Annotated in this window: 25 protein-coding genes; 18 read left to right on the top strand and 7 right to left on the bottom strand. The window is 69.5% G+C overall.

Going from position 1 to position 23,600, the window contains the following annotated elements:
* Window positions 1–90: 90 nt before the first annotated feature.
* Window positions 91–1,242 (top strand): PucR family transcriptional regulator, encoded by a 1,152-nt coding sequence (locus tag ACWGKS_RS06400; RefSeq protein ID WP_358515346.1) that lies wholly within the window; start codon window positions 91–93, stop codon window positions 1,240–1,242.
* Between the two features lie 2 nt (window positions 1,243–1,244).
* Here the strand turns inward: ACWGKS_RS06400 and ACWGKS_RS06395 are convergent, their stop codons facing one another.
* Complete coding sequence (locus ACWGKS_RS06395) at window positions 1,245–1,787, bottom strand: GNAT family N-acetyltransferase (protein WP_358515343.1); 543 nt, start codon at window positions 1,785–1,787, stop codon at window positions 1,245–1,247.
* Window positions 1,788–1,836: 49 nt separating this feature from the next.
* Entirely contained in the window at window positions 1,837–2,292 is a 456-nt protein-coding gene (locus ACWGKS_RS06390) for a hypothetical protein (RefSeq protein ID WP_358515341.1), read from the bottom strand.
* Between the two features lie 100 nt (window positions 2,293–2,392).
* On the opposite strand from ACWGKS_RS06390, the gene ACWGKS_RS06385 reads away from it, so the two are divergent.
* The 7 genes from ACWGKS_RS06385 to ACWGKS_RS06355 all read left to right on the top strand — a co-directional run bounded on the left by ACWGKS_RS06385 (window position 2,393) and on the right by ACWGKS_RS06355 (window position 8,579).
* Complete coding sequence (locus ACWGKS_RS06385) at window positions 2,393–3,133, top strand: DsbA family protein (protein ID WP_358515338.1); 741 nt, start codon at window positions 2,393–2,395, stop codon at window positions 3,131–3,133.
* A gap of 6 nt (window positions 3,134–3,139) precedes the next feature.
* Entirely contained in the window at window positions 3,140–4,009 is an 870-nt protein-coding gene (locus tag ACWGKS_RS06380) for a cytochrome c biogenesis CcdA family protein (protein WP_358515335.1), read from the top strand.
* A gap of 2 nt (window positions 4,010–4,011) precedes the next feature.
* Entirely contained in the window at window positions 4,012–5,235 is a 1,224-nt protein-coding gene (locus ACWGKS_RS06375) for a pyrroloquinoline quinone biosynthesis protein (protein ID WP_358515332.1), read from the top strand.
* Window positions 5,236–5,330: 95 nt separating this feature from the next.
* Window positions 5,331–5,696, top strand: a complete 366-nt coding sequence (locus ACWGKS_RS06370; RefSeq protein ID WP_358515329.1) for a BlaI/MecI/CopY family transcriptional regulator — start codon at window positions 5,331–5,333, stop codon at window positions 5,694–5,696.
* Entirely contained in the window at window positions 5,693–6,655 is a 963-nt protein-coding gene (locus ACWGKS_RS06365) for a M56 family metallopeptidase (RefSeq protein WP_358515326.1), read from the top strand. Before ACWGKS_RS06370 ends, ACWGKS_RS06365 begins: the two co-directional genes overlap by 4 nt.
* Window positions 6,656–6,735: 80 nt before the next feature.
* Window positions 6,736–8,160 carry a rifampin monooxygenase gene (rox, locus tag ACWGKS_RS06360; protein WP_358515323.1) on the top strand — a complete coding sequence of 475 codons (1,425 nt, stop codon included), beginning with the start codon at window positions 6,736–6,738 and terminating at the stop codon, window positions 8,158–8,160.
* 56 nt (window positions 8,161–8,216) lie between these two features.
* On the top strand, window positions 8,217–8,579 hold the full coding sequence (locus tag ACWGKS_RS06355; protein ID WP_358515321.1) for an MmcQ/YjbR family DNA-binding protein: 363 nt from the start codon (window positions 8,217–8,219) through the stop codon (window positions 8,577–8,579).
* A gap of 6 nt (window positions 8,580–8,585) precedes the next feature.
* Here the strand turns inward: ACWGKS_RS06355 and ACWGKS_RS06350 are convergent, their stop codons facing one another.
* On the bottom strand, window positions 8,586–9,572 hold the full coding sequence (locus ACWGKS_RS06350; protein ID WP_358515318.1) for a GlxA family transcriptional regulator: 987 nt from the start codon (window positions 9,570–9,572) through the stop codon (window positions 8,586–8,588).
* Between the two features lie 71 nt (window positions 9,573–9,643).
* On the opposite strand from ACWGKS_RS06350, the gene ACWGKS_RS06345 reads away from it, so the two are divergent.
* The 8 genes from ACWGKS_RS06345 (at window position 9,644) to ACWGKS_RS06310 (ending at window position 17,256) form a co-directional block, all read left to right on the top strand.
* Window positions 9,644–10,903, top strand: a complete 1,260-nt coding sequence (locus ACWGKS_RS06345; protein WP_358515315.1) for an MFS transporter — start codon at window positions 9,644–9,646, stop codon at window positions 10,901–10,903.
* Between the two features lie 697 nt (window positions 10,904–11,600).
* Complete coding sequence (locus ACWGKS_RS06340) at window positions 11,601–12,458, top strand: glycoside hydrolase family 16 protein (protein ID WP_358515309.1); 858 nt, start codon at window positions 11,601–11,603, stop codon at window positions 12,456–12,458.
* Between the two features lie 170 nt (window positions 12,459–12,628).
* The gene (locus ACWGKS_RS06335) at window positions 12,629–13,357 is read left to right on the top strand and encodes a DUF4097 family beta strand repeat-containing protein (protein WP_358512454.1); all 729 of its coding nucleotides are present in this window, start codon (window positions 12,629–12,631) and stop codon (window positions 13,355–13,357) included.
* A 153-nt stretch (window positions 13,358–13,510) separates the two neighbouring features.
* A complete protein-coding gene (locus ACWGKS_RS06330; RefSeq protein WP_358512451.1) occupies window positions 13,511–13,852 on the top strand; it encodes a hypothetical protein in 342 nt (113 codons plus the stop codon).
* A complete protein-coding gene (locus tag ACWGKS_RS06325) occupies window positions 13,849–14,358 on the top strand; it encodes a hypothetical protein (protein ID WP_358512448.1) in 510 nt (169 codons plus the stop codon). Before ACWGKS_RS06330 ends, ACWGKS_RS06325 begins: the two co-directional genes overlap by 4 nt.
* A gap of 286 nt (window positions 14,359–14,644) precedes the next feature.
* Window positions 14,645–15,958, top strand: coding sequence for a YeeE/YedE family protein (locus tag ACWGKS_RS06320; protein WP_358512445.1), 1,314 nt, complete (start codon window positions 14,645–14,647; stop codon window positions 15,956–15,958).
* A 69-nt stretch (window positions 15,959–16,027) separates the two neighbouring features.
* A complete protein-coding gene (locus ACWGKS_RS06315) occupies window positions 16,028–16,708 on the top strand; it encodes a YdcF family protein (RefSeq protein ID WP_452454912.1) in 681 nt (226 codons plus the stop codon).
* A 65-nt stretch (window positions 16,709–16,773) separates the two neighbouring features.
* Window positions 16,774–17,256, top strand: a complete 483-nt coding sequence (locus ACWGKS_RS06310) for a YbaK/EbsC family protein (protein ID WP_452454911.1) — start codon at window positions 16,774–16,776, stop codon at window positions 17,254–17,256.
* 21 nt (window positions 17,257–17,277) lie between these two features.
* Here ACWGKS_RS06310 and ACWGKS_RS06305 read toward each other — a convergent pair whose 3' ends face one another.
* Window positions 17,278–17,736, bottom strand: a complete 459-nt coding sequence (locus tag ACWGKS_RS06305) for a hypothetical protein (RefSeq protein ID WP_452454910.1) — start codon at window positions 17,734–17,736, stop codon at window positions 17,278–17,280.
* 168 nt (window positions 17,737–17,904) lie between these two features.
* On the opposite strand from ACWGKS_RS06305, the gene ACWGKS_RS06300 reads away from it, so the two are divergent.
* Complete coding sequence (locus ACWGKS_RS06300) at window positions 17,905–18,483, top strand: hypothetical protein (protein ID WP_452454909.1); 579 nt, start codon at window positions 17,905–17,907, stop codon at window positions 18,481–18,483.
* A 27-nt stretch (window positions 18,484–18,510) separates the two neighbouring features.
* Here the strand turns inward: ACWGKS_RS06300 and ACWGKS_RS06295 are convergent, their stop codons facing one another.
* The 3 genes from ACWGKS_RS06295 to ACWGKS_RS06285 all read right to left on the bottom strand — a co-directional run bounded on the left by ACWGKS_RS06295 (window position 18,511) and on the right by ACWGKS_RS06285 (window position 21,131).
* A complete protein-coding gene (locus ACWGKS_RS06295) occupies window positions 18,511–18,642 on the bottom strand; it encodes an MFS transporter small subunit (RefSeq protein ID WP_358512430.1) in 132 nt (43 codons plus the stop codon).
* 29 nt (window positions 18,643–18,671) lie between these two features.
* On the bottom strand, window positions 18,672–20,024 hold the full coding sequence (locus ACWGKS_RS06290) for an L-lactate MFS transporter (protein ID WP_358512427.1): 1,353 nt from the start codon (window positions 20,022–20,024) through the stop codon (window positions 18,672–18,674).
* A gap of 171 nt (window positions 20,025–20,195) precedes the next feature.
* The gene (locus tag ACWGKS_RS06285; RefSeq protein WP_452454907.1) at window positions 20,196–21,131 is read right to left on the bottom strand and encodes a LysR family transcriptional regulator; all 936 of its coding nucleotides are present in this window, start codon (window positions 21,129–21,131) and stop codon (window positions 20,196–20,198) included.
* Between the two features lie 122 nt (window positions 21,132–21,253).
* On the opposite strand from ACWGKS_RS06285, the gene ACWGKS_RS06280 reads away from it, so the two are divergent.
* On the top strand, window positions 21,254–23,584 hold the full coding sequence (locus ACWGKS_RS06280) for an FdhF/YdeP family oxidoreductase (protein WP_452521944.1): 2,331 nt from the start codon (window positions 21,254–21,256) through the stop codon (window positions 23,582–23,584).
* The last annotated feature ends 16 nt before the right edge of the window (window positions 23,585–23,600 follow it).

Raw genomic sequence — 23,600 nt, 5'->3', positions numbered from 1 at the left:
AACGACCAGGGCTGATGAAGCTCATCGTCTTGGAGAAAAAGAACCTCCACAAGCGCAGATCACAACGAACCCCCTGGATAAAATGTGCACATGCACAAATTCGAGCGATCGGGGGTCGTCCCCCGCGCGGCCGACGCCTGCCTGAGGGACCTCGGCGCCATCGCCTGGACCTACGTCCACAGGGTCCGCGAACTCACCGGTTACGCCGAGACCGTCATCGATGACACGGATCTGCACCGCACGGCCGGAGCCACGCTGGAGCTCCTCTTGGACCTCCTGCGGGGGCGGGACCGCTTCGAGGAGCTGCGAACCCACTCGGTCGAGGTGGGACGTTCACGCGCCCGCCGCGGGATCCCCCTGGAGTCGTTGCTGCGTGCGGTGCGCATGGACTTTCGCTTTCTGTGGGAAGCCATGCGCGGGCACGTACCGCGGGAGGACTTCTTGGAGTTCTCCGAGCAGGTCATCTCGATCTGGGAGGCGGTCGAGGTGCACACCACGTACGTGCAGACCGGGTACACCGACGAAATCGCTCGGATGCGCTCGGAACTCGAACTGGAGAACGCGTTCCTTCTCCGGCACCTGCTGAGCGAGTCGAGCACGGACGAGCGTCTGCACACACAGGCGGCGGAGGCCCTCGGGCTGCGCGCCGACGGTGTCCACGTCGTTTTCGTGGCCAACGAGGGCCACGCGCGTGACTTCAAGGAGTGGGTGGGACGGATCCTGCCGTCCACCGTCCTACTCCGTCTGGATGGGATCGAATTCGGAATCGTCCCCGCCGGGGACGTGACGGGCAGGACCAGGACCGCACTGCTACAGAAACCCGTCGGGGTCTCACCCAGCGCCCACGGTGTGGGCGAGATAGCCGAAATGTGGAGGATCGCCCGCGAACTTTCGCAGTGGGCGGAGGAAGGTGGGGCGGCGACCGTCGGAAGTCACTGGACACACCTGGCGAGCGCCCGCCTGGGTTCGGTTTCCCAGGCCTTCTCCAGGGATGTCAGGAATTCGCTCGATCGATTCTCCGAACGTGAGATCAACCTACAGATCGAGACGGTCGAGGCCTATTTCACGACCGGTTCCATAACCGATGTCTCACAGAAGATGTTCTGCCACCGGAACACGGTCATCAACCGTCTCCGCAGATTCGCGAACGCCACCGGGCTCGATGTCTCGAAACCGATGGACGCCTCCGCCGCCCACCTCGCGCTGAGAGATCATCAAGCGCCGATAGCCGCCGAACCGTGAATCTATGACTTCCGGGTCGGTTTCCATTCGTGGGCGAGGAGGCCCATCAGGACCTCGTCCACGAACTCGCCCAGGACCCACCCGGAGGAGCGCAGCACGCCCTCGCGGACGAAGCCGTTCTTCTCGGCGGCGCGCAGCATGGCGGCGTTGTCCGCCAGGGTCTCGATCTGCAGGCGGTGCAGGCCGCGCACCACGAAGCCGTAGTGACAGAGCACGGCGACCACGTCGGCGCCGTAGCCCTTGCCACGGGTGGCGGGAAGCAGGCCCAGGCCGATGTGCGCCGAGCGGTTGTGGGTGTCGATGCCCCACAGTGTCGCGGTGCCGATGAGGGAACCACCGCCCATCTCCACGATGGAGAACTGGACGAGGTTCGGATTCTTGTCGTCCACGACGAGCCGCGGGTCCTCGGTCCCGGGTGTGAGCGGCCGCCAGGGACCACCTTCGGCCCGCGACCCGGTGACCACGTCGTCGTAGAGCTCGGCCAACAGGACCGGGATGTCTTCGTCGTGGCGGGCCCGCAGCCCGACCTTCTCTCCCCTGAGCATGGATGCTTACTATCGGACCGGTGGCCGCGGAGGCAATCGGATATTGGCGTCAGTCGGCCCGGGCCGGGGTCGGGCAGGAGTTCGCGGCGCGTAGGCGGGATCGCAGGGCCCAGGCCAGGAGCACCATGCCGGCGACCGCGAGCAGTGGTTGCAGCGGGGCGAACCAGGCCATGGCGCCGCTCGTTCCCAGGGCCAACAGGACGAGTTTGTTGCAGACCGGGCAGCCGATCGCGAACCACGCGAGGGCCGCGCCCACGAGCCCTCGTCCCCCGTCGCGATCGCCGCTCGTCTCCGCCACCTCCGACGTGCCGCGCACGTAGGTCGCCATGACCAGGCCGGACAGGAGCGAGGTGGCGATCCAGACCGGGTAGGACCACCAGGTCGGCTCGATCTCCCGAGCGAACAGTCCGTTCGGGATGAGGACTGCGGGCAGTCCGAGCAGGAGCAGGGTGGCGGCCGTGCCCAGGGCCGCCACGCCCCACTGTCGAAGTCCCCATGCGCGCATGCGACGTCCCTTCGATCGACCGGGGAGGCACCCCCGTTTCCCACGTGTTTCTATGGAGCATAGAGTACTTTCTATCGAGCATAGAAAGCAGAGGTGCCCCATGCCCCCACAAGCGAAGGCGTCCACCACCGGGCCGTTGCTGCTGGCCGGCGCGGTACTGCTCGCCGTCGTCCTGGCGGTGGCCATCGGCCTCACCCTGGAGGAGGATCCCGGTGACGGAGGCGCGAACGCCTCCCGGGCGGAACCACCGGCCGAGAACCGGATCGGCGAGGAGCAACGGGAGTGGGGGCAGAGCCTGGCCCGGCGCGAGGCCGACGACCCCGCCGCCCTGGGTGAGGAGGACGCCCCGGTGGTGATGGTCGCCTACTCCGACTTCACCTGTCCTTACTGTGCCACCTGGGCCCAGGAGACCCAACCCGAACTGGTGGAACGCTATGTCGAGTCCGGTGACCTGCGGATCGAGTGGCGCGAGTTCCCCTACCTGGGTGATCTGGCCCGTGATCTCTCCGCGGGCGCGCTGGCCGTCGCCGAGCAGGACGCCTTCTGGGAGTACCACGAGGCGGTGTTCGCGCGGCAGGAGGAACTGAAGTCGTCCTCCGACCCCGAAGGCGACCTGCGGGAGATCGTCGACGACATCGGCGTGGACCTGGAACGCTTCGACGCGGACATCCAGGACGAGGAACTGCTGACCAGGATCGACGCCGACTTTCTCGAGGGCCAACAGATCGGGGTGTCCGGTACCCCGGCCTTCATCATCAACGGGGATCCGGTGATGGGCGCCCAACCCCTGTCGGTGTTCGTCGACAGCATCGACACCGCGCTGACCGCGGCCGAGGGGTGAGCGGAGATGGACATCGGATTCCTCGCGGCGATGCTGGGCGGCGTGTTGGCCCTGCTCAGCCCGTGCAGTGCGCTGCTGCTGCCCTCGTTCTTCGCCTACGCCTTCCGTGACCCGGGCCGGCTCCTGTTGCGCACCTCGGTCTTCTACGCCGGGTTGTGCCTGACCCTGATCCCGCTCGGGGCGGGGTCGGCCATGGTCAGCATGCTGTTCTACGGCCACCGGGAAACACTGATCAACGTGGCGGGCGCCGTCATCATCGGCTTCGGTGTCCTGCAGATCCTGGGGCTGGGGTTCACCTGGGCGCCACTGGCGCGGGCCCAGGGCCGGTTCGCCGCTGGGCGGGGGCATCTGTCGGTGCTCGGTCTGGGCGCCGTCTACGGACTGGCGGGTTTCTGTTCCGGACCGATCCTGGGCGCGGTCCTGACAGTCGCGGCCACCGGCACCCCGCTGCGCGGCATGTTCCTCATGGCCGCCTACGCGCTGGGCATGGTCCTGCCCATGTTCGTGCTGGCCCTGCTGTGGGACCGCTACGACCTGGGTCACCGCCGATGGCTGCGCGGCCGATCGGTGCGCTTGGGCCCCCTGACCACGCACACCACCGCGTTGCTGAGCGGCGGCCTGTTCATCGGGATCGGCGTGCTCTTCATCGCCTTCGACGGCACCGCGTCCATGATGGGCCTGCCCGGGATGGCGGGAGCGGAACAGCTCGCCTACCGCGCGCAGAAATCGCTCTCCCGTCTGGGTTCGATGACCGACCTCATCGCCTTGGTCCTGGGAGCGGTCGTGGTCGGCGCACTGCTCGTGTTCACCTGGCGGGCCAGGACCCGTGCTCGCGAAACCGAGGCCGAGAGCCACGAGACCTCCGAGAAGGGCTGATCATGCCGTCGACGAAGGGGTGCGGCGTCATCGTGACCGCCGCGGTGCTGTTCCTGAGCGCCTGCGCGGCACCGGTCTCGGAGGGGTCCGACACGGTGCCGCGCGATGACCCCGCGCTCCCGCCGCCGGAAATCTCCGACGCACTCCCCCGACCTCTGCGGGGCGCCCCACTGTGGGCGGCACCGTTCTCCTCCGAGCCCAAGGCCACCGAGTCGATGTTCATCGGGGTGTACCAGGAGCGGGAGGGTGGCGCGGTCGAGTTCCTGGGGGTCGATCACACCGGCCGGACCCGGTGGTCGGCCGAACGCGACCCCGAGTGCACCGGGTTCACCATCATCCGTGACCCGGACGACGGTTCCGAGCTGGTGGTGCTGCTGGACAAGGAGAAGGATCCGGACGGGGGTTTCCTGGCCACCAGGACCACGGCGTCGGCCTTCCGACCGGACGACGGTGAACTCGTGTGGGGTCCGGTGGACGTTCCTGGCACGTTGGTGGGTCCGGGGTTGGTGTTCGCCGCGATCCAGGGGAGCGTCATGAGCGACCACACCGGCCCCAAGGTCGCCCTGCATCCGGGCACGGGCGCGGTGGTAGCCGACGAGAATCAGGACGAGGCGGTCCTGCACGAATACCACGGCCTGTTGTTGGTCCACCGCGACGAGGCGCTTCGGGCGGTCGACGGCACCGGCGCGGACCTGTGGGACCACACCGACCTGGAGATCCCCGCGGAGCTGGACACCACGGACGTCCGGGTCGGTTACGGGCCTCGCCCCGCCGATGACTCCACGGCGGCGGTCACGCTCGTGTGGACCGCCGCTTCCGACGACGAGGACGAAGAACCCCTGCTGTACACGGTGCACGACCTGCGGACCGGTGATCGGCTCCTCACCCTCACTCCGGATCAGGAACCCCGGACCCTGGAGGTCGGGCACGGTCGTACGGCGGTCCTCGGTACGTCGAGCGTGCAGGTGGTGACAGACGAGGGGGACGCCCCGCTCTGGCGGCACGAGGTGGGTCCGGACGCGCGTATGCGTGGGGCGGCCGGCGCCACCCTCTACCTCGATGACGCGGACACGCACCAGGCCCTCGACGTACGGACCGGGTCGGTGGACCAGGAGTGGGAGGGTTCCGCCGAACCGCCCGCCGCCGCGCTCGAATCGGGCCCGGCCCTGGTGGAGGTCACCACCGCCGACGAGTCGCGGGTGTTCGCCGCGCTTCCCGTGGATTGAACGACAACTCCTCCTGACGCGACGTCTTCTATGGTGGATAGAATCCCACGAAGGCGCGGCGGACGCCGCGGTGGAGTCCACGGGAGACGGGTGCCATGCTCACGGGCCTTGGGTCGTTGGAATCAGAGGTCATGGAGGCTTTGTGGGCCTCTCCCTCCCCCATGAGCGTTCGCCAGGTGCTGGACTCCCTCCCACGTGAGGGAATCGCCTACACGACGATCTCCACCGTTCTGGAGAACCTGCGCCGCAAGGGGTGGGTGCGGCGTGAGCGGCTGGGACGCCTCTGGTTCTACCAACCGCTGAGCGATCGCCCCACCCACGCGGCCGAAAGGATGCGCGACGCCCTGGAGGACGGCCGGGACGCCGGGGCCACGCTCCTGCGGTTCGTCGACGGCATGAGCCCCGAGGAGGTGCGCACCCTGCGCGCGCTGTTGGCCGAGCACCCCGAGGAGGGGCCGTGATCTGGTCGTTCGTGGCGGTGTGCGCCGTGGTCGTGCTCAGCGTCAAGGGCCCCGACGTCCTGCGTCGCGCCACCACGAACTGTGGCCCAGGGCCACGCGGCGAGCTTGGGCTGTGGGTGGGGGCGAGCGCCGTGTGGCTGCTCTCGTGCGCGGCCCTGACCGTGGTGGCCGCCGCCGAACTCCTGGGTCCGTCGGTCAAGGGCCTCATCGCCATGTGCGTGAACCTCTTCCAAGCGCTGGAGGGTCAGGGGCCCGGCGCGGTGGGGTTCGTCGGGACGGCCCTGGCCCTGGCCCTGCTCGCCGTCGCCCGACTGACGTGGACCGGTTTGCTGCGCGGGCGGTCCGGTCGGTCCTGGCGGCGTGGACACCACCGGGAACTGAGCGAGGGCGCGGTGCGCCACGTCCTGTACGGGCACCGCGTGTGGCTGGTGCCTTCGAGCCGGCTCAGCGCCTACTGCGTGCCCGGTGACGGTGGCCGGATCGTCATCACCAGCGGGGCCCTGGAGGCCCTGACCCCGCGCCAGACGCTGGCCGTGTTGGAGCACGAGAGCGCCCACCTGGCCGGTGGCCACCACCTGTTGGTCGGCTGGGTGGGCCTGCTGGACCGGGCCTTTCCGGGGGTTCCGCTACTGCGGGAGGCCTCCCGGCGTGTGTCCGTCCTGGTCGAGTGGGCCGCCGACGATCGCGCCGTGCGCCGTGTGGGGGTCGGGCCACTGGCACACGCGCTGGGGCGACTCGCCGATGCCCAGGACGGGCGTGGTGCCGCGACACTGTCCATCGGTGGCGCCTGCCCGATCGAGCGGGTGCGGCGCCAGGTCGCGCCTTCGCCGAGCTGTCCGCGCGCCCTGGTCTGGGCACGTTCGGTGTTCGCGGGCCTGCTGGTCGCGGCCCCTCTCGCGTTCACGGTCACGATGACGCTGGCCTGCGCGATCGTCCCCCCTTGTTCCTGTCTGACCTGACCGATACCGGTCGGGGATCGGGATTGCCCCGGCACGGGTCCATGGCGAGGATGTGTGGGCCGAATATCGATGGGGGGCTCATGTTCGATGTGATCGTGGTGGGTGGCGGACCGACCGGATTCATGCTGGCCGCGGAGTTGCGGATGCGCGGGATTCAGGTGCTCGTGGTGGAACGGGACACCGAACCCACGAAGGTGGTGCGCGGGCTCGGGTTACACGTGCGCAGCGTCGAGATCATGGACCAGCGCGGCCTGCTGGAGCGGTTCCTCCAGGAGGGGCGGCGGTATCCGTTGGGGGCGGTGTACGCGGGGATCGCCAAACCGGCTCCGGAGGGGCTGGACACCGCGCACCCCTACATCCTCGGCATCCCACAGACCATCACGGAGCGGTTGTTGAGGGAGCACGCCGAGGAGCTGGACGTGCCGGTCCGGCGCGGCCGGGCGCTGGTCGACCTGGAGCAGGGCGAGGACGGCGTCACCGCGATCCTGGACGACGGCTCACGGTTGCGGTCGCGCTACCTGGTGGGCTGCGACGGCGGTCGGAGCACGGTGCGCAAGCTGCTCGGGATCGGCTTTCCTGGTGAACCCGCCGCAAGCGAATGGCTCCTGGGCGAGGCGCGGTTGACCATGCCCATGGACGAGGTGATGGCGGTGGTCACCCGGGTTCGGGAGACCCGACCGCGTTTCGGTGTGGGGCCCGCGTCGGACGAGGTGTTCCGGATCGTCGTCCCGGCGGAGCGGATGGCCCAGGACCGGTCCGTCCCGCCGACCTTGGCGGAGCTGCGCGGGGCGTTGCGGGCGACCGCCGGCACGGATTTCGGCGCGCACTCGCCCCGGTGGCTCTCCCGTTTCGGGGACGCCACCAGGTTGGCCGAGAAGTACCGGGTCGATCGGGTGCTGCTGGCCGGTGACTCTGCGCACGTGCATCCGCCGCTGGGCGGACAGGGACTCAACCTGGGCGTACAGGACGCGTTCAACCTGGGATGGAAGCTGGCCGCCGAACTCCGGGGATGGGCACCGCAGGGGCTGCTCGACGGTTACGAGAGCGAACGCCGTCCGGTGGCCGAGACCGTGTTGGACAGCACCCGCGCGCAGGGGGTGCTGATGAACCAGGACGCCGGCTCGCAGGCGGTGCGTCGGCTGGTCTCGGACCTGATGGACCTGGAGGAGGCCAACCGGTTGCTCATCGAGCGGATCACCGCGATCGGGGTCCGCTACGACGTCGGGGAGGGACACCGGCTGCTCGGTCGGCGGCTGAGGGACGTGGAGTTGGAACAGGGACGGCTATTCGAACACATGCGCGATGGCCGCGGGCTGTTGGTGGACGCCACCGGCGGGCTCTCTGTCAAGGGGTGGCAGGACCGGGTCGGCCGCGTCGTCGCTCCCGCCGGCGCGCTGGACGTACCGGCCGCGCTGTTGCGACCGGACGGCCACGTGGTGTGGGTCGGCGAGGACCCGGAGGGACTGTCCGAAGCACTCCCCCGCTGGTTCGGCGCCACCACCTGAGCGGGCGCCACGGACGTGGTGGCGCCGGTGTCGGTGGGATGTGGTTGTCTCATCCCATGGGTGTTGAGATCGAACGGTTCCTGCGGTTGGTGCGCGCGCTTCCGGAGTGCACCGGTACCGAGTCGCGGCGTTACACGACCTTCCGGGTGCGCGAGAAACCGTTCGGATACCTGTGGCCGGACACCGCCACCGTCGGGCTCAAGCAGACCCTCATCGAACAGGCCGCGCTGGTCGCCGAACGCCCCGACGTGTTCGAGGCGCAGTTCACCGCGGGCGGGTTCGGCTGGGTGGTGGTGCACCTGGACCGCATCGACGTGGACGAGCTCAGCGAGCTCGCCCTGGAGGCCTGGTACCTGACCGCGCCCGAGGAACTCCTGGCCTCCCCACCGAGCCCGGAGGCCCTGGTCCGGGCGGGCTGACCGAACTCAAGGAGTGCCGCGGAAGGTGCGTCGGTAGGCGCTGGGGGGCACCCCGAGCGCCTGCTGCATGTGCAGGCGCAGGGACGCCCCGGTACCGAAGCCCGCGCGTTCGGCGATCCGGTCCACCGGCAGGTCCGAACCCTCCAGCAGGTGCTTGGCCAGATCCAGGCGTTGCTCGGCCAGCCAACGCCCCGGGGACAGCCCGGTCTCGTCGCGGAAGCGACGGGTGAAGGTGCGCACGCTCATCGCCGCGTGGTCGGCCATCTGTCGAAGCCCGGGCTGTTCGTCCAGGTGTTCCAGCGCCCAGGTACGGGCCGCGGCCGTGGCGGCGCGGCCGGGTTCGGGCAGGGGGCGCCGGATGTACTGGGCCTGGCCGCCCTCGCGGTGCGGTGGGACGACCGTGCCACGTGCCACCTCGTTGGCGACGGCCGCGCCGTGGTCGCACCGGATCATGTGCAGACACAGGTCGATACCGGAGGCCACCCCGGCGGCGGTGAGGTGTCGGCCGTTGTCGGTGTAGAGCACGTCCGGGTCGAGTTCGATGTGCGGGTACATGGCGCGGAAGTATCCGACCGAACGCCAGTGGGTGGTGACCCGGCAGCCGTCCAGCATCCCGGCGGCGGCGAGCACGAACGCGCCGGTGCAGATGGAGGCCACGCGCGCGGTGGCGGGGATGAGTTCCAGGGCGGCGGCCAGGTCCGGGGAGAGGGGGTCGTGGGGGCGTTCTCCGTAGTCCTCGTCGGCGGCGGGAAGTACGACGGTGGCGGCCTGGGCCAGGGCTTCGGGGCCGTGGTCGACGAGGACGCGGAAGTCGGCGTCGGCACGGATCGGACCGGGTTCCAGGGCACAGGTACGCACCTCGTACAGGGGCGAACCGTCGGGGTCGCGGGCCTGGCCGAACAGACGGTGCACGGCAGCGGCCTCGAAGGAGAGCAGTCCTTGGCGGGCCAGGACGGCGACCGGGTGGCGTTCGGGGTGCCGGAATACGCTCATGGCCCGATCCTTTCACTTATTGGCTTTCGGGCCACTGTCGACGGTGGGATCCGGCGAAGGAACCTGGGTCCATGCAGACGACGACACACGTTCCCTCCCCCGTCCGACCGCGCCGGGCCTGGTCGATGGCTCTGGTGGCCGGGCTGGTCATCACGGGCGCGGCAGCCTTCGCGACCATGCCCGGCCTGCTCACCGAACCACTACGGACCGAGTACCGGTGGTCGCGAGCCGAGATCGGCCTGGCCGCGTCGGTGAACATGGTGCTGTACGGGTTGGTCGCCCCCTTCGCGGCGGCGTGGATGGACCGGTTCGGGCTGCGTCGCGTGGCGCTGGTGGCGCTGGTGCTGGTCGCGGTGGGAGCGGCCCTGACCACGCTGATGTCGCAGGCCTGGCAGTTCACCCTGTACTGGGGGCTGCTGGTGGGCGCCGGGACGGGATCACTGTCGATGACCTTCGCCGCCACGGTGGCCCAACGTTGGTTCGTGGCACGGCGTGGCCTGGTGGTGGGCGCGTTGACCGGGGCGAGCGCGTTCGGTCAGATGGTGTTCCTACCGGCGCTGGCCTGGGTGGTGGACCAGCACTCCTGGCGGCCGGCGGTGGTGGGTTTGGCGTTGACCGCCGTGGTGTTGGCGGTCCTGGCCGCTTTGGTGCTGCGTGACCACCCGGCCGACGTGGGGCTCGTGCCCTATGGCGCGGCGGGGCCGATCGCCCGTCCCGCACCGGAGAGGGGCGCGTCGGCCCGAACGTTGCGGGTGTTGTCCACCTCGGTGCGCGATCGGCGGTTCTGGTTGTTGGCCGCGACCTTCGCGGTGTGCGGGGCGACCACCAACGGGCTGTTGTGGACGCACTTCGTGCCGGCCGCCCAGGACCAGGGCATGGCGGTGACGGCGGCCGCGGCCCTTGTCTCGGCGGTGGGGGTGTTCTCCCTGGTGGGGACGGTCGCCTCCGGCTGGTCGTCGGACAGGTTCGATCCTCGGTGGTTATTGGCGTCCTACTACGCCGGCCGGGCGGTGTTGTTGGCGGTGTTGCCTCTGGTGTTGGGGCCGCAGGCGGGCCCGGCGATGGTGGTGTTCGTGGTGCTGTTCGGGTTGTTGGACGTGGCGACGGTTCCGCCGACGATCCTGCTCGCCCGGCGGATGTTCGGCGCGGACGGGGCGGTGGTGTTCGGTTGGGTGAACGCGGTGCACCAGGTGGGCGCGGGGGCCATGGCGGTCGTCGGTGGTCTGGTGCGGGACGTGGGCGGTGGTTATGGACCGGTGTGGCTGTTGGCGGCCGCGCTGTGCGTACTGGCGGCGTCGGCGTCCCTGCGCCTGGGGAGGTCGAAACGATGAGGAGCCTGTTCCGGACTTGGGGAAGGGCTCGACCGAGCGTGTTCTCGCTGGTGGTTTTGGTACTGGTGGGTTTGCTGGGATACGTGGGACTGTCCGGTTGGGACCGGGGGGTGCGCGCGGCTCGGGGCGAGGGCGCACCGGGTGTGTTCGTGGCCGAGTCGCTGTCGTGCGTGCGGCACCCGGGGCACGAGTCGTGCGTGTGTCAGGGGACGTTCACCCCGGAGAATTCCGGGGAGGAGCGGTCGGTGCGGTTGCACGCCGCCCAGCGGAGCGACTGCGCGAGCGGGGCCGAGGTCGCCTCGGTGGACTCCGGCGCGGCCGATCGGGTCTACGGCCCGTGGGGGTCACGGGAGTGGGTGTTCTCGGCGGTCCTGGTGTCCATCGCGGTGGGTGCGACCGTCGTCATCATGGCGGGGTGGTTCCGGCCCCGGCGAGAGTCGGAGGAGGCGGATTCGGGCAGGTGTCGACGGGGCGTTGCGGTCACAGCAGAGCGGTACTTCGATCCGATCGGAACCCGCCGTGGGAGCGATCCCAAAATCTCTCCGAAACCCTCTTGTGACGCAGCGGAATCACACCTACAGTCACTTAACACTTGTTCAGCTCGGTCTCGGGTCAGTACCCGCCGGAACCGCGCGCGACCCGCTAGCACGCGCGTGTCCAGGGTGCCCGAAGGCCCCGATCCCCCTTGGAGACAAGGATGCGCAAGCGCACCAAGAACACCCTGACCGCCACCGTGGGCCTGGGCGCCGCGGCGGCCCTCACCGCCACCGCCCTGACCTGGACCGGCGGCGACACCGCCGACAACAGCGCCCTGACCTCGGCCGAGGCCGCCGAACCTGGCGCGCTCGTGTGGTCCGACGAGTTCGACGGCGCGGCCGGCGACGCACCCGACCCCGCCAACTGGAACCACGAGACCGGTGACCACGGCTGGGGCAACCAGGAGTTGCAGAACTACACCGAGAGCCGGGAGAACTCCGCGCTCGACGGTGACGGCAACCTCGTCATCACGGCACAGCAAGAAGACGACGGCTCCTACACCTCGGCACGTATGACCACCCAGAACAACGTCGAGCACGCCTACGGCCGTATCGAGGCCCGCGTCCAACTGCCCAGCGGACAGGGCATCTGGCCGGCGTTCTGGATGCTGGGCTCCGACTTCCCCGAGACCGAGTGGCCGAACTCCGGCGAGATCGACATCATGGAGTTCATCGGCAGCGACGTCGGCACGGTCCACGGCACCGTGCACGGCCCCGGCTACTCGGGCGGCGGCGGAGTGGGCGCCTCCTACGACCACCCCGAGGGCGGCGACTTCTCCGACGACTTCCACGTCTTCGCCATCGACTGGGAGCCCGGCTCGATCACCTGGTCGGTGGACGGCGTCCCCTTCAACACCATCACCCCCGAGGACGTCGGCGGTGAGTGGGTGTACGACCAGGAGTTCTTCATGATCTTGAACGTGGCCGTGGGCGGCGAGTGGCCCGGCTACCCCGACGAGACCACCGAGTTCCCGCAGGAGATGAAGGTGGACTACGTGCGGGTCTACGACCTGGCCTGAGCCTTCCCCCTCTTCCAGGGGCCCGCGGGCGCGCCGTGGGCCCCTTTCTCGTGTCCGGGGGCGACCCGTCCCTTTCTCCCCGTCCACTCTCCCTGTCCACCGGTTCTCCACTACCGGTGGGTATGCTGGGTCTCGGTCATGGACGCACCACTCGTACCTGAGGAGACCACGTGATCCGACCGGTCGTGCGCACCCTGACCACCGTCGTCGCCGCCTTCTCCCTGGCCCTGGTGGTGGGATGCGCCGGCGACCCCCAGAAGGCGGAGGAACAGGTCTTCGACACGGTGCCCGAACCCCTGATCGTGGAGGGCGGCAACGCCGAGATCGACCTCGTCGCCACCGATGGTGACCGGGTACGGGTGTCCCGAGAGGCGTCCGGCCAGGCCGGCGGCGAATGGGGGATGGAGGGTGACACCCTCACCCTGGGTTCGGACTGCGCCGTCTTCTCCGACTGCGACGTGCGCTACGAGGTGGCGATCCCCGCCACCACCCCCCTTTCGGTGAGCACCGACAACGGTCCCGTCTCCCTCACCGGATTCACCTCCAGTGTGGAGGTCACCAGCGCCAACGGAACGGTACGGGTCTTCGACGCCACCGGGCCGCTGGACCTGTCGTCGGACAACGGGAACATGGAGCTCGACGGGGTCGGTGCCGAGACCGCGCGGTTGGCGACCGACAACGGCACCATCGACGCCGCCTTCACCGACCGCCCCTCGGAGGTGGAGGTCAGCACCAACAACGGGAACGCCACCCTCCTCCTGCCGGACGGCCCCTACGCGGTCTTCGAGACGGTGGGCAACGGGGAGATCGAGACCGAGGTGGACACCGTCGACCGGTCCGAGAACACCATCACCGCGCGCACCGACAACGGCACCATCAGACTGCTCCCCCAGGACTGACCCGCCGCGGGATCGACCGGCCCCACGGCCACCTTCGGCCACTCGGGTTCCGAGAAGCGTTCGGGAGTCTAGAATCGCCGCGCGTGCCCCTGCCGCCTCGGGCGCTCCACTGCCCCGGAGCGTCGGCCCTGCCGCCTCCCGGGGAGTTGTCGGATGTCCCTTCAGCCAGTGGTGTCGATGGCACTCATGGGCCTGCCCGCCGTGGTGGCGTTCGTGGCCCTGTGTCTGTCGGGCCTGGTCCCCCGGCATCGGCGATGGCCGGCCATCGCCGGTCTGATCCTGATCATCGTCGGAGGCGTACTGGAGCTGGTCGTCTACGTCCTGTTCCTCGGATTCGTCGACATCGACCTACCGCTGTGGTCGTCCACCACGGTGAGCCTTCTGACCTGGTTCACGCTGGTCATCGGGGTCCTGTGTCTGGTCCTGGCCGCGACGCGCGGGCCGGCCACCGGCTCGAACGTTCGGCACGCTCCCGCCCCCGGAGACCTGCGATGATCACGCCCGCGCTCGTCTACGCCGCTCTGGCCGTCCTCCCGCCGCTGGGCTGCTCGGCCATCGCGATCGTCCTCCTGGCGCGCTCCCGCAACGCCGGGCGCGGACGCGGGCCGGCCCTGGTCGCCGCGTTGTTCCTGGTCCTGTACGGGGTCTTGGGCGTGACCCACCACGTGCTGCGGATCATCCATTCGATCGTCCTGGAACGGCCGGGAGGGGAATCCGTCGAGGGGACTCCGTCGCGCGTCCTCACCGACAACGTCGTGCAGCCGGTGTGGACGTATTCGAGTTCGGCCCTGATCGCCCTGGTCGTGCTCTTCCTGATCTGGGCCATGATCCGAAGCCGCGCCGACGAGCCGTGGTCGGCCGGGCCCGCGCCACGTCCGGGTTCGCACCGACGCCCGGACCCGTTCCCGCGGACGCCGCCCCCTCCTGGAACGGAACCGCCCAGACCCAAGGGGCGTCACCACGCCCCCGAACCCCCGAGCCATCCCCCGCCGCGCTCCTGATCACCGTCCCGGCCATGTCGAAATAGGTCGATAGCTGTCGATAGCTACCGCCATGGGCTATGTGTTCCGGTTCAGGGGCATGCCCTACAATCGCTCCCATGCTCGGTCCCGCACGCTTCCTGCGCATGGTGCTCATCTCCATGTCGCTGACGAGCACCGATGACGGCCTCTGTCGCCGCCGGTGCCGCTCCGTCGTGCGCTGACCCCGATCCCCCGTCCCGCGCGCCGACACGGCACCGGTCACAGTAGGTCCTTCTCCCGCTCCGTCATGTCTGGACGTCTCTTCGTGACCTCAACACCCACCACTCCGGTAGGAAAGACCGATAAGGTCGACCATCCCGTCGAGTCCTCACCCGCCCTGGCCCTGAGGTGGCGCCCCACCCTGTCCGTTCCACCGCCTCAGGCACCCGAGGCCGAACCGGTGCGTCGGTGGCCGCTGGCCATCGCCCTGATCGGCGCGCTCGGGCTGGCCGCGTTCGTGTGGTCCGAACACGGCGCCCTGCCCGCGACCCTGCTGGTCCTGGGTCTGGGACTGGGCTTCACGCTCTTCCACTCCCGGTTCGGTTTCACCTCGGCCTGGCGCCAGTTCCTGGCCGTGGGCAACGGCACCGGGCTGCGCGCCCACGCGGTGTTGCTCGGCACCACCGCCACCCTGTTCGCCCTGGTCATCGGGACCGGAACCGGCCTGTTCGGAAACGAGCCGGGGCCGTCGGCCGGGCCGATCGGCATCGCACTGTTCGCCGGCGCGTTCCTGTTCGGCATCGGGATGCAACTCGGCGGCGCGTGCGCCTCGGGCACCCTGTTCGCGGTCGGCTCCGGACAGTCCGCCATCCTCATCACCCTGTTCGGGTTCATCGTGGGTTCGGTCATCTACTCGGCGGCCTGGCCGCTGGTGGCCGTCCTGCCCTCGGTGCCCCCGGTGCTGTTGTCCGACCACGTGGGCTGGGGTGGTTCGTGGGCGATCACCATCGCCGCGTTGGTCGCCCTGGTCGTCATCACCCGCGCTGTGCAGAACCGTCGGGTTCCCCCGCCGGTGGGCGCCCCACCCTCGGCCCAGGGGTGGGCCCGCGTCCTGCGCGGTAGCTGGCCGCTGATCGCCGGCGCCCTGATCCTGGCCGCGCTGGGCGCGGCCGTCCTCCTGGTCTCCGGTGGGCCGTGGGGCATCACCTCGGCGTTCAACCTGTGGGGCGCCAAGGGGCTCCAGCTGCTGGGCCTGCACCCCGAGACCTGGGCGTTCTGGTCCCAGCCCGGTCAGGCCGAGCAACTGGCCGGCCCGGTCCTACAGGACAAGAACAGTCTCACCAACATCGGCATCATCCTGGGCGCCGCCGCCGCTGCCGCGGCCGCCGGCACCTGGAAGGTGCACACCGGCCTGAGCTGGAACCTGGTGGCCGCGGGCCTGGTCGGCGGTGTCCTGATGGGCATCGGCGCACGGCTGGCCGGCGGCTGCAACATCGGCGCCTACCTGGCGGGCATCTCCTCTGGCAGCCTGCACGGCTGGCTGTGGGCGGTCTTCGCGCTGGCGGGCACCTGGGCGGGTCTGCGCGCCCGCACCCTGTTCGGTCTGGGCGTGCCCAAGCCGAGCGACAGCGTCTGCTGAGGTCTCCCTCCCCGGGACACGGGCCCCGCCGAACGTCGGGCGGGGCCCGTCCTGGTCTAGGCTGCGGCCATGGCCGAGGTGACGAGGGTGGACCTGACCGAACAGGTACGACGCTGGGCGAGGGTCGTCTACGACCACCAGCGCTTGGGTGAGGAGCCGCGCCGGTGCGACGTGGCCGTGGTGCTGGGCAGCCACGACATCGGGGTGGCCGACCGGGCCGCCGAGCTGTATCGGCTGGGGTTCTTCGATCGGATGGTCATCACCGGCGCCAACAGTCCCACCACCCTGTCCCGGTTCCCTCGTGGAGAGGCCGTGCACTACCGCGAGCGGGTCGTCGAACAGGGGGTTCCGGGGTCCGCGGTCCTCATGGAGACCGAGGCGACCAACACCGGCGAGAACCTCCGGCTCGGTCGCGCCCTCCTCGACTCCGAGGGGGTCACGCCGACCACGGTGATGTTCGTTTGCAAGCCGTACATGGAGAGGCGCGTCCACGCCACCGTCCTCAAGCAGTGGCCCGAGGTGGAGACCCTGTACGCCTCGGCCCCTCTCGACTTCGACGCCTACCTGCCGACCGTGGGCGACGACCGGCTGGTCCTGGACACCATGGTCGGCGACCTGCAGCGGGTCATGGAGTACCCGGCACGCGGCTTCGCCGTCCCCCAACCGGTCCCCGAGGACGTCCGGGAGGCCTTCCATGGCCTGGTCGCCGCCGGCTTCGACCGCCACCTGCTTCCCGACTCCCGAGGGTGACTCGGTGGTCCACTCCCCCGGTGGGCGGTAGCCTGCGGCCGACGTCGAAAACGAGAGGTTCCCCCATGGACGAGGTCGAAGCGTTGCCCGAGCGAAGCCGCCGTGTGGTCGAGGTTCTGGACGGGCTCGGTCTGACCGGACGGGTGCGGGAGCTGCCCGCCTCCACCCGTACCGCCGCCGAGGCCGCGCGGGCCCTGGGTTGTGAGGTCGGCGCGATCGCCAACAGCCTGGTGTTCATGGCCGACGACGCACCACTGCTGGTGATGACCAGCGGACGGCATCGGGTGGACGTGGACCTCCTCGCTCTGCGGCTGGGAAGGAAGAGGATCCGCAGGGCCGAGCCGAAGGAGGTGCGGGCCGCGACCGGTCAGGTGATCGGCGGGGTCGCGCCCGTCGCCCACCCGGCGCCGGTGGAGACCGTGGTGGACACCGGTCTGGCCGAATACCCCACGCTGTGGGCGGCGGCCGGCACCCCGAACACCGTCTTCCCTCTCACCCACGGCGAGCTGGTCGAGATCACCGGCGGCGTCGAGGTCGCCGTCAACTGACGGAAGGCGCGCTCACCCGCCCTATCGCGTGGTCGCCGGTTCCGGCAGGGCCTTGCTCACGCCCCAGGCGACCAGTCCGCAGACGGCGCCGACGACGGCACCGGTGACCAGACCGCTCAGGGCCGCGAAGACCCGGATGACGACCTGCTGGACCAACGGGGACAGGTCGGCAAGGTTACCGCCGAGCGTGGGCGGATCACCCTCATGGGCGACGGTCCATAGGAGCTGGTGGCCGAGCATGAGCACCACCCCGTACAGAACTCCCACCACCAGGAGGGTACGGAAGGGGTCGGGGACGCGGCGCCACAGGACCACCGCGATCCACACCAGGGGCGGCACGAACACGAACAGGGCGTTGACGAAGGTGCCCTCCTGGATGAGACCGAGATCGTGCAGGACCACGCGCGGCGCGGCGATCAGCGCGAGGAGGACCAGGGCCGGCAAGGACAGGCCCGGGGTGGGACGATCATGTACGTTCATGCCGCCATCGTGCGTGGCGGCCATGGGACACCGCGTCGGCCCGGGGTCGCGTTCGGGTACGTCCGATCGCGTATCCGGGGTGGGCCGTGATCATGTGCTCACTCCCTGTGCGGTACCGTCTTCGATGACGCCGGGCGGACGTCCGGCCCCGGGAAGGACCCCCTGCGCATGACCAGAACCGGATGGATCGCCACCGTCGTCGCCGCCGTGGCCGCGTTGATCGTCGGCTTCGGCGCCGGGTGGATCACCCACGGGAACACCATGGGGCCGCCCGTGGCCGAACCCGAACCCACCGCGCAGGAAACCCTGCGGCCCACTCCCACCTTCGACCCGGTGACCGTGGACCTGGAGGAGACCCACGACTTCGGCGACGGGTTCACCATCGGGCTGAGCGACTTTCGGCGCGAGGTGGAGGAGGGCGGGGTCGACCCGGTCAGCGGCGAGGAGGAGGACCTACCGTACGTGTCCTGGCGGGTGGAGGTCTCCAACGACGGCCCCGAGCCCGTGCAGACCGGCTCGTTGACACGCACCTGCGAGGTGGGCGATCCGCCCCGGGAGTCGGGCGCGCCCGCCCTGGGTTCGCAGGTCAAGCCGCCCGAGACCCTGGAACCGGGGCAGAGCGGTTCCTGGGACGAGGACTGCTGGGCCGAGGAGGACGAAACCCGACTCCAGTACACGGTGGAGTTCCACGACCAGGACTTCGTGCCGCTGTACCCGCCGGTGACCTTCGCCGGTGAGGTGGACTGAGCCGGGTTCCGTAACGCCGGTGCCGCTTCAGCCGGTGAAGAGGGTGGCCGCCTGCAGGGCCGTCTGTGTCACCCCGTATCCCAGGGCCACGATCACGGCCACCCACAGGAGGACGGCGGCGGCCTTGGCCGAGACGTTGCCGGAGCTCTTCTGTTCCATGTGCTTCTCCTCGGGTTGCGGGGCCGGGCTCACGCGGACTGCCTGGACTTCGCCGGCGCGTCGGAGGCGCTCTCGTCGAGCTGACGCTCGCTGAGTGGGCGGACCAGCATGTTGGCGGTGAACCCGATCGCCATCACGATCACCATCAGGTACAGCGACAGCGTGTACAGGTCCGCGCCGGTACGACCCGCGGCGAGCTGGTGGTCGGCGATCACGTTGACGATGAGCGGCCCGGCGACGCCCGCGCACGACCAGGCGGTGAGCAGGCGACCGTGGATCGCGCCGACGTTGAAGGAACCGAACAGGTCCTTCAGGTAGGCGGGGACCGTGGAGAACCCACCACCGTAGAAGGACAGGATGATCCCGGTGACGGCGACGAAGAGCACCACCGAGCCGGTACCCGCGACCGCGATGAGCAGGTAGAGGACGCAGCCGACGCCCAGGTAGCCGATGTAGGTGCGCTTGCGGCCCAGTGCGTCGGAGGTGGAGGACCACACGAAGCGGCCCAACATGTTGCACAACGACAGCACACCCACGTAGCCGGCGGCCTCGGCCGCTCCCACGTCGGCGAAGAAGTCCTGGATCATGGGGGCGGCCTGTTCGAGGATGCCGATCCCCGCGGTGACGTTGCAGAACAGCACGATCCACAGCAGCCAGAACTGGCGGGTGCGGAAGGCCCGTTCCACGCTGACGCCCTCGGTGGCCAGAACGCTCCCGGCGATCGGGGCGGGCGGCTCCCACCCTTCGGGCTTCCAGCCGGGCGGCGGCACCTTGACGGTCATCGCGCCGAGCATCATGGCGACGAAGTAGACCGCGCCCAGGGTGAGGAACGCGGGGACGATCGCGTCGGCCGGGGTGTCGGCGAAGCGCTCCAGCAGTGCCGCGGACAGCGGTGAGGCGATGAGCGCGCCACCGCCGAAGCCCATGATGGCCATCCCCGTGGCCATGCCGGGACGGTCGGGGAACCACTTGATGAGGGTGGACACCGGCGAGATGTATCCGATGCCCAGGCCGATCCCGCCGATGACCCCGTAACCCAGGTAGAGCAGCCACAGTTGGCCGGTGGCCACACCGAGCGCGCCCACGAGGAACCCGGCTCCCCAGCACAGGCCGGAGACGAACATCGCCTTACGGGGGCCGTTGCGTTCGACCCACTTGCCACCGAAGGCCGCCGACAGGCCGAGCATCACGATCGAGATGCTGAAGACCACGCCGATGGCGGTCAGGGTCGTGTCGAACCGTTCCACCAACGGCGTCTTGAAGACGCTGAAGGCGTAGACCTGGCCGATGGACAGGTGTACGGCGAGCGCGGCGGGTGGGATGAACCACCGGCTGTAGCCGGGCGGGGCAACACTCTTCTCACGGTCCAAAAACGACAGCACGAACCATCCTCGCGATCCTCAGGATTGCTTTCCGTTCGGAATACAGGCCTTTTCCACGCCACTTCCGCAACACCGGAAACAAGCATGGAACATCGTCACACCAGGTGTGAGCGGAATCAAATACGAATTTTCTTTCACGCGATAACGGAGGCTTATCGAAGGGGCCGGGGTTCAGCCGGTCAGCGCCGCCCCTCCGGCGGAGTCGCGTCCGGGCAGGTATTCCTCCAGGTCGACCCCGGTGACGCTGTCGAACAGGGCGCGGGCGAGCACCGGTTCGGGATCGCGGTCGGCGATGACCAGCCCGATCTCCTGGCCGATCTCGGGCCGCACCAGGGGGATGGCGCGCATGCCGTCGGGTATGGCGTGCAGGTACAACCAGGCGTGCGGCATCACGGCCGACCACTGACCACCACGGACGTGGGAGCACAGCGCGCTGACCGAGTTGGTCTCGACCCGGGGCACCGGTCGGGTGCCGGCCTGCCGGAAGGCGCCGTCGATGATGCGCCGGTTCTGCATGTCCGGGGTGAGCAGGCACAGCGGCACCTCCGCCGCCTCGGCCCAGCTGATGCTCGCGCGGTGCCCCAGTGGCCCGTCCTCGGCGGTGAGCAGGACGTAATGCTCCCGGTAGAGGTGTTTTCGGCGCACGTGGTCAAGGGGTTCGTTGGCGATGTAGGTGACGCCGACGTCGATCTGGAAGTCGGCCAGGGCCTGTTCGATCTCGGTGGAGGTCATCGAAACGATCGACAGGGTGACCTGGGGGTGGCGTTCACACAGCCCACGGGTGATCAGGGACAGGGAGCTGAGGGTGGTGGGGATGGCGCCGATGCGCAGTCGCCCGCTCAGCCCCTCGCTCCCGTTGCGCACGCTCTCCAGGAGGGAGTCGTGTTCGGCGATGACCCGTTGCGCCCAGGTGACGATCTGTTCGCCCTCGTGGGTGAACCCGATGAACCGGTTGCTCCGTTTGACGATGGGGACGCGGAACTCCGCCTCCAGCTTGCGGATGGCGGAGGACAGAGCGGGCTGGGATACGTGGCAGGCCTGGGCGGCGCGTGCGAAATGACGTTCCTTGGCCAGCGCGGTCAGGTACTTCAGCCGGCTCAACAACATCGCCCGAGCGTACAGGGACCAAGGTCCCCTCAACAAGAACGGTCAATCGCTTGATAGTGATCTCTTCTTTTGGCATACGCGAACGCATCCGCCTCCTGCGCTTCGCTCCGTGGGGTGAAAGAATGGGCGGTGTGAGACACCATGATTCGCAGATGCCCGATCCCGCACAGGACGCGCCGGAGGTCGGATCACCCAAGGAAAGCGCCGCGGGGATCCCCGCGGTGCTCAGCAGCGTGCGTCACGTAGGCGAACAGGCCGGTGTGATGCGCGGGCTGCCGGCGATGCTCGCCGTGAACCAGAAGCGCGGCTTCGACTGCCCGGGGTGTGCCTGGCCGGACCCGGACAAACGGCACACGGCGGAATTCTGCGAGAACGGCGCCAAAGCGGTCGCGGAGGAGGCCACACGCCGCGAGGTCGGCGCGGACTTCTTCGCCCGGAACCCGGTCGGTGAGCTGGCCCGGCGCTCCGGCTACTGGCTGGGGCAGCAGGGCCGGTTGACCGGGCCGGTGTACCTGCCCGAGGACGGCACTCACTACGAGCCCATCTCGTGGGAGGCCGCCCTGGACCTCATCGCCGAGGAGCTGCGCGGGTTGTCCTCCCCCGACGGCGCGGAGTTCTACACCTCGGGGCGTACCAGCAACGAGGCGGCGTTCGCCTATCAGCTGTTCGCCCGGCAGTTGGGCACCAACAACATGCCGGACTGCTCGAACATGTGCCACGAGTCGTCCGGTTCGGCGCTCACCGAGACGTTGGGCGTGGGCAAGGGCAGCGTGTCCCTGGAGGACATGTACGAGGCGGACCTGATCATCGTGGCCGGGCAGAACCCGGGCACCAACCACCCGCGGATGCTCTCGGCCCTGGAGAAGGCCAAGCGTTCGGGGACGCGGATCGTCACGGTCAACCCGCTGCCGGAGGCGGGTATGAAGGCGTTCCGCAACCCGCAGAACGCGCGCGGCCTGGTGGGCCGCGGCACCGAGCTGACCGACCTGTTCATGCAGGTCCGCCTGGGTGGTGACCTGGCGCTGTTCAGCGCGGTCAACCGGCTGCTGTTGGAAGCCGACCAACGTGGCGAGGACGTGCTGGACCACGGGTTCGTACGGGAGTTCACGCACGGGTTCGAGGAGTTCTCCCGGGCCCTGCTCAAGGAGCCCGAGGACGAGTTCTGGGAACGCACCGAACGCGACTCCGGGCTGTCCCGGTCGTTGATCGAGGAGCTGGTCACCATGGTGACCTCCTCCCACAAGATCGTGGTGTGTTGGGCGATGGGTCTGACCCAGCACAAGCACTCGGTGCCGACCATCCGCGAGGTGGTCAACTTCCTGCTGCTGCGCGGCAACGTGGGCCGGCCCGGCGCGGGCGTGTGCCCGGTGCGCGGCCACTCCAACGTGCAGGGCGACCGCACCATGGGCATCTTCGAGCGGCCCGACGAGTCGTTCCTGGACGCCCTGGGCGCCGAGTTCGACTTCGAGCCGCCGCGTGAGCACGGGCACGACACGGTCAACGCGATCCGGGCGATGGGCCGCGGCGAGGTGGGCGTGTTCTTCGCGATGGGCGGCAACTTCGTGTCCGCCTCCCCCGACACCGAGGTGACCGAGGAGGCGATGCGCCGGGTGGGTCTGACGGTGCACGTGTCCACCAAGCTGAACCGTTCGCACGTGATCACGGGTACGCGGGCGCTCATCCTGCCGGCGTTGGCCCGCAGCGACCGGGACGTGCACGAGGGCCGGGCCCGGTGGATCACGGTGGAGGACTCCATGGGAGAGGTGCACGCCTCGCACGGTGTGCTCGCGCCGTTGTCGGAGGACATGTGGTCGGAGGTGGACATCGTCCGCGCGCTGGGCCGGCGGATGTTCCCCGACGGCACGGTGGACTGGGAGGCGATGGCCGACTACGACCGGATCCGCGACCACGTGTCCCGGGTGGTGCCGGGGTTCGAGGACTTCAACGCCAAGGCCAGGCGGCGCGGTGGTTTCCGGTTGCCGCACGCTCCCCGGGACGACCGCAGGTTCCCGACGGCGACGGGGGCGGCCAACTTCACCACCAACGGCACCTACGCGCCCGAGATCCCCCAGGGCCGGCTGCTGTTGCAGACGCTGCGTTCGCACGACCAGTACAACACCACCGTCTATGGGCTGGACGACCGGTACCGGGGTATCAAGGACGGTCGGAGGGTCGTGCTGGTCAACCCCGAGGACGCCCGTGAGCTGGGGTTGGCCGACGGCGCCTACACCGACATCGTGGGCGAGTGGTCCGACGGACGTGAGCGGCGGGCCCCGCACTTCCGGGTGGTGCACTACCCCACCGCGCGGGGCAGCGCGGCCGCCTACTATCCGGAGACCAACGTGCTGGTGCCGTTGGACTCCACCGCCGACGTGAGCAACACCCCCACGTCCAAGTCGGTGGTGGTGCGGTTCGAGCCCTCCGCCGTACGGAACTCTCCCGTTCGCGATTAGGCGACGCCTGAATGGA

The sequence above is a fragment of the Nocardiopsis sp. NPDC055879 genome (genome assembly GCF_053615935.1).
This window is presented reverse-complemented; position numbering and strand designations above follow the sequence as displayed.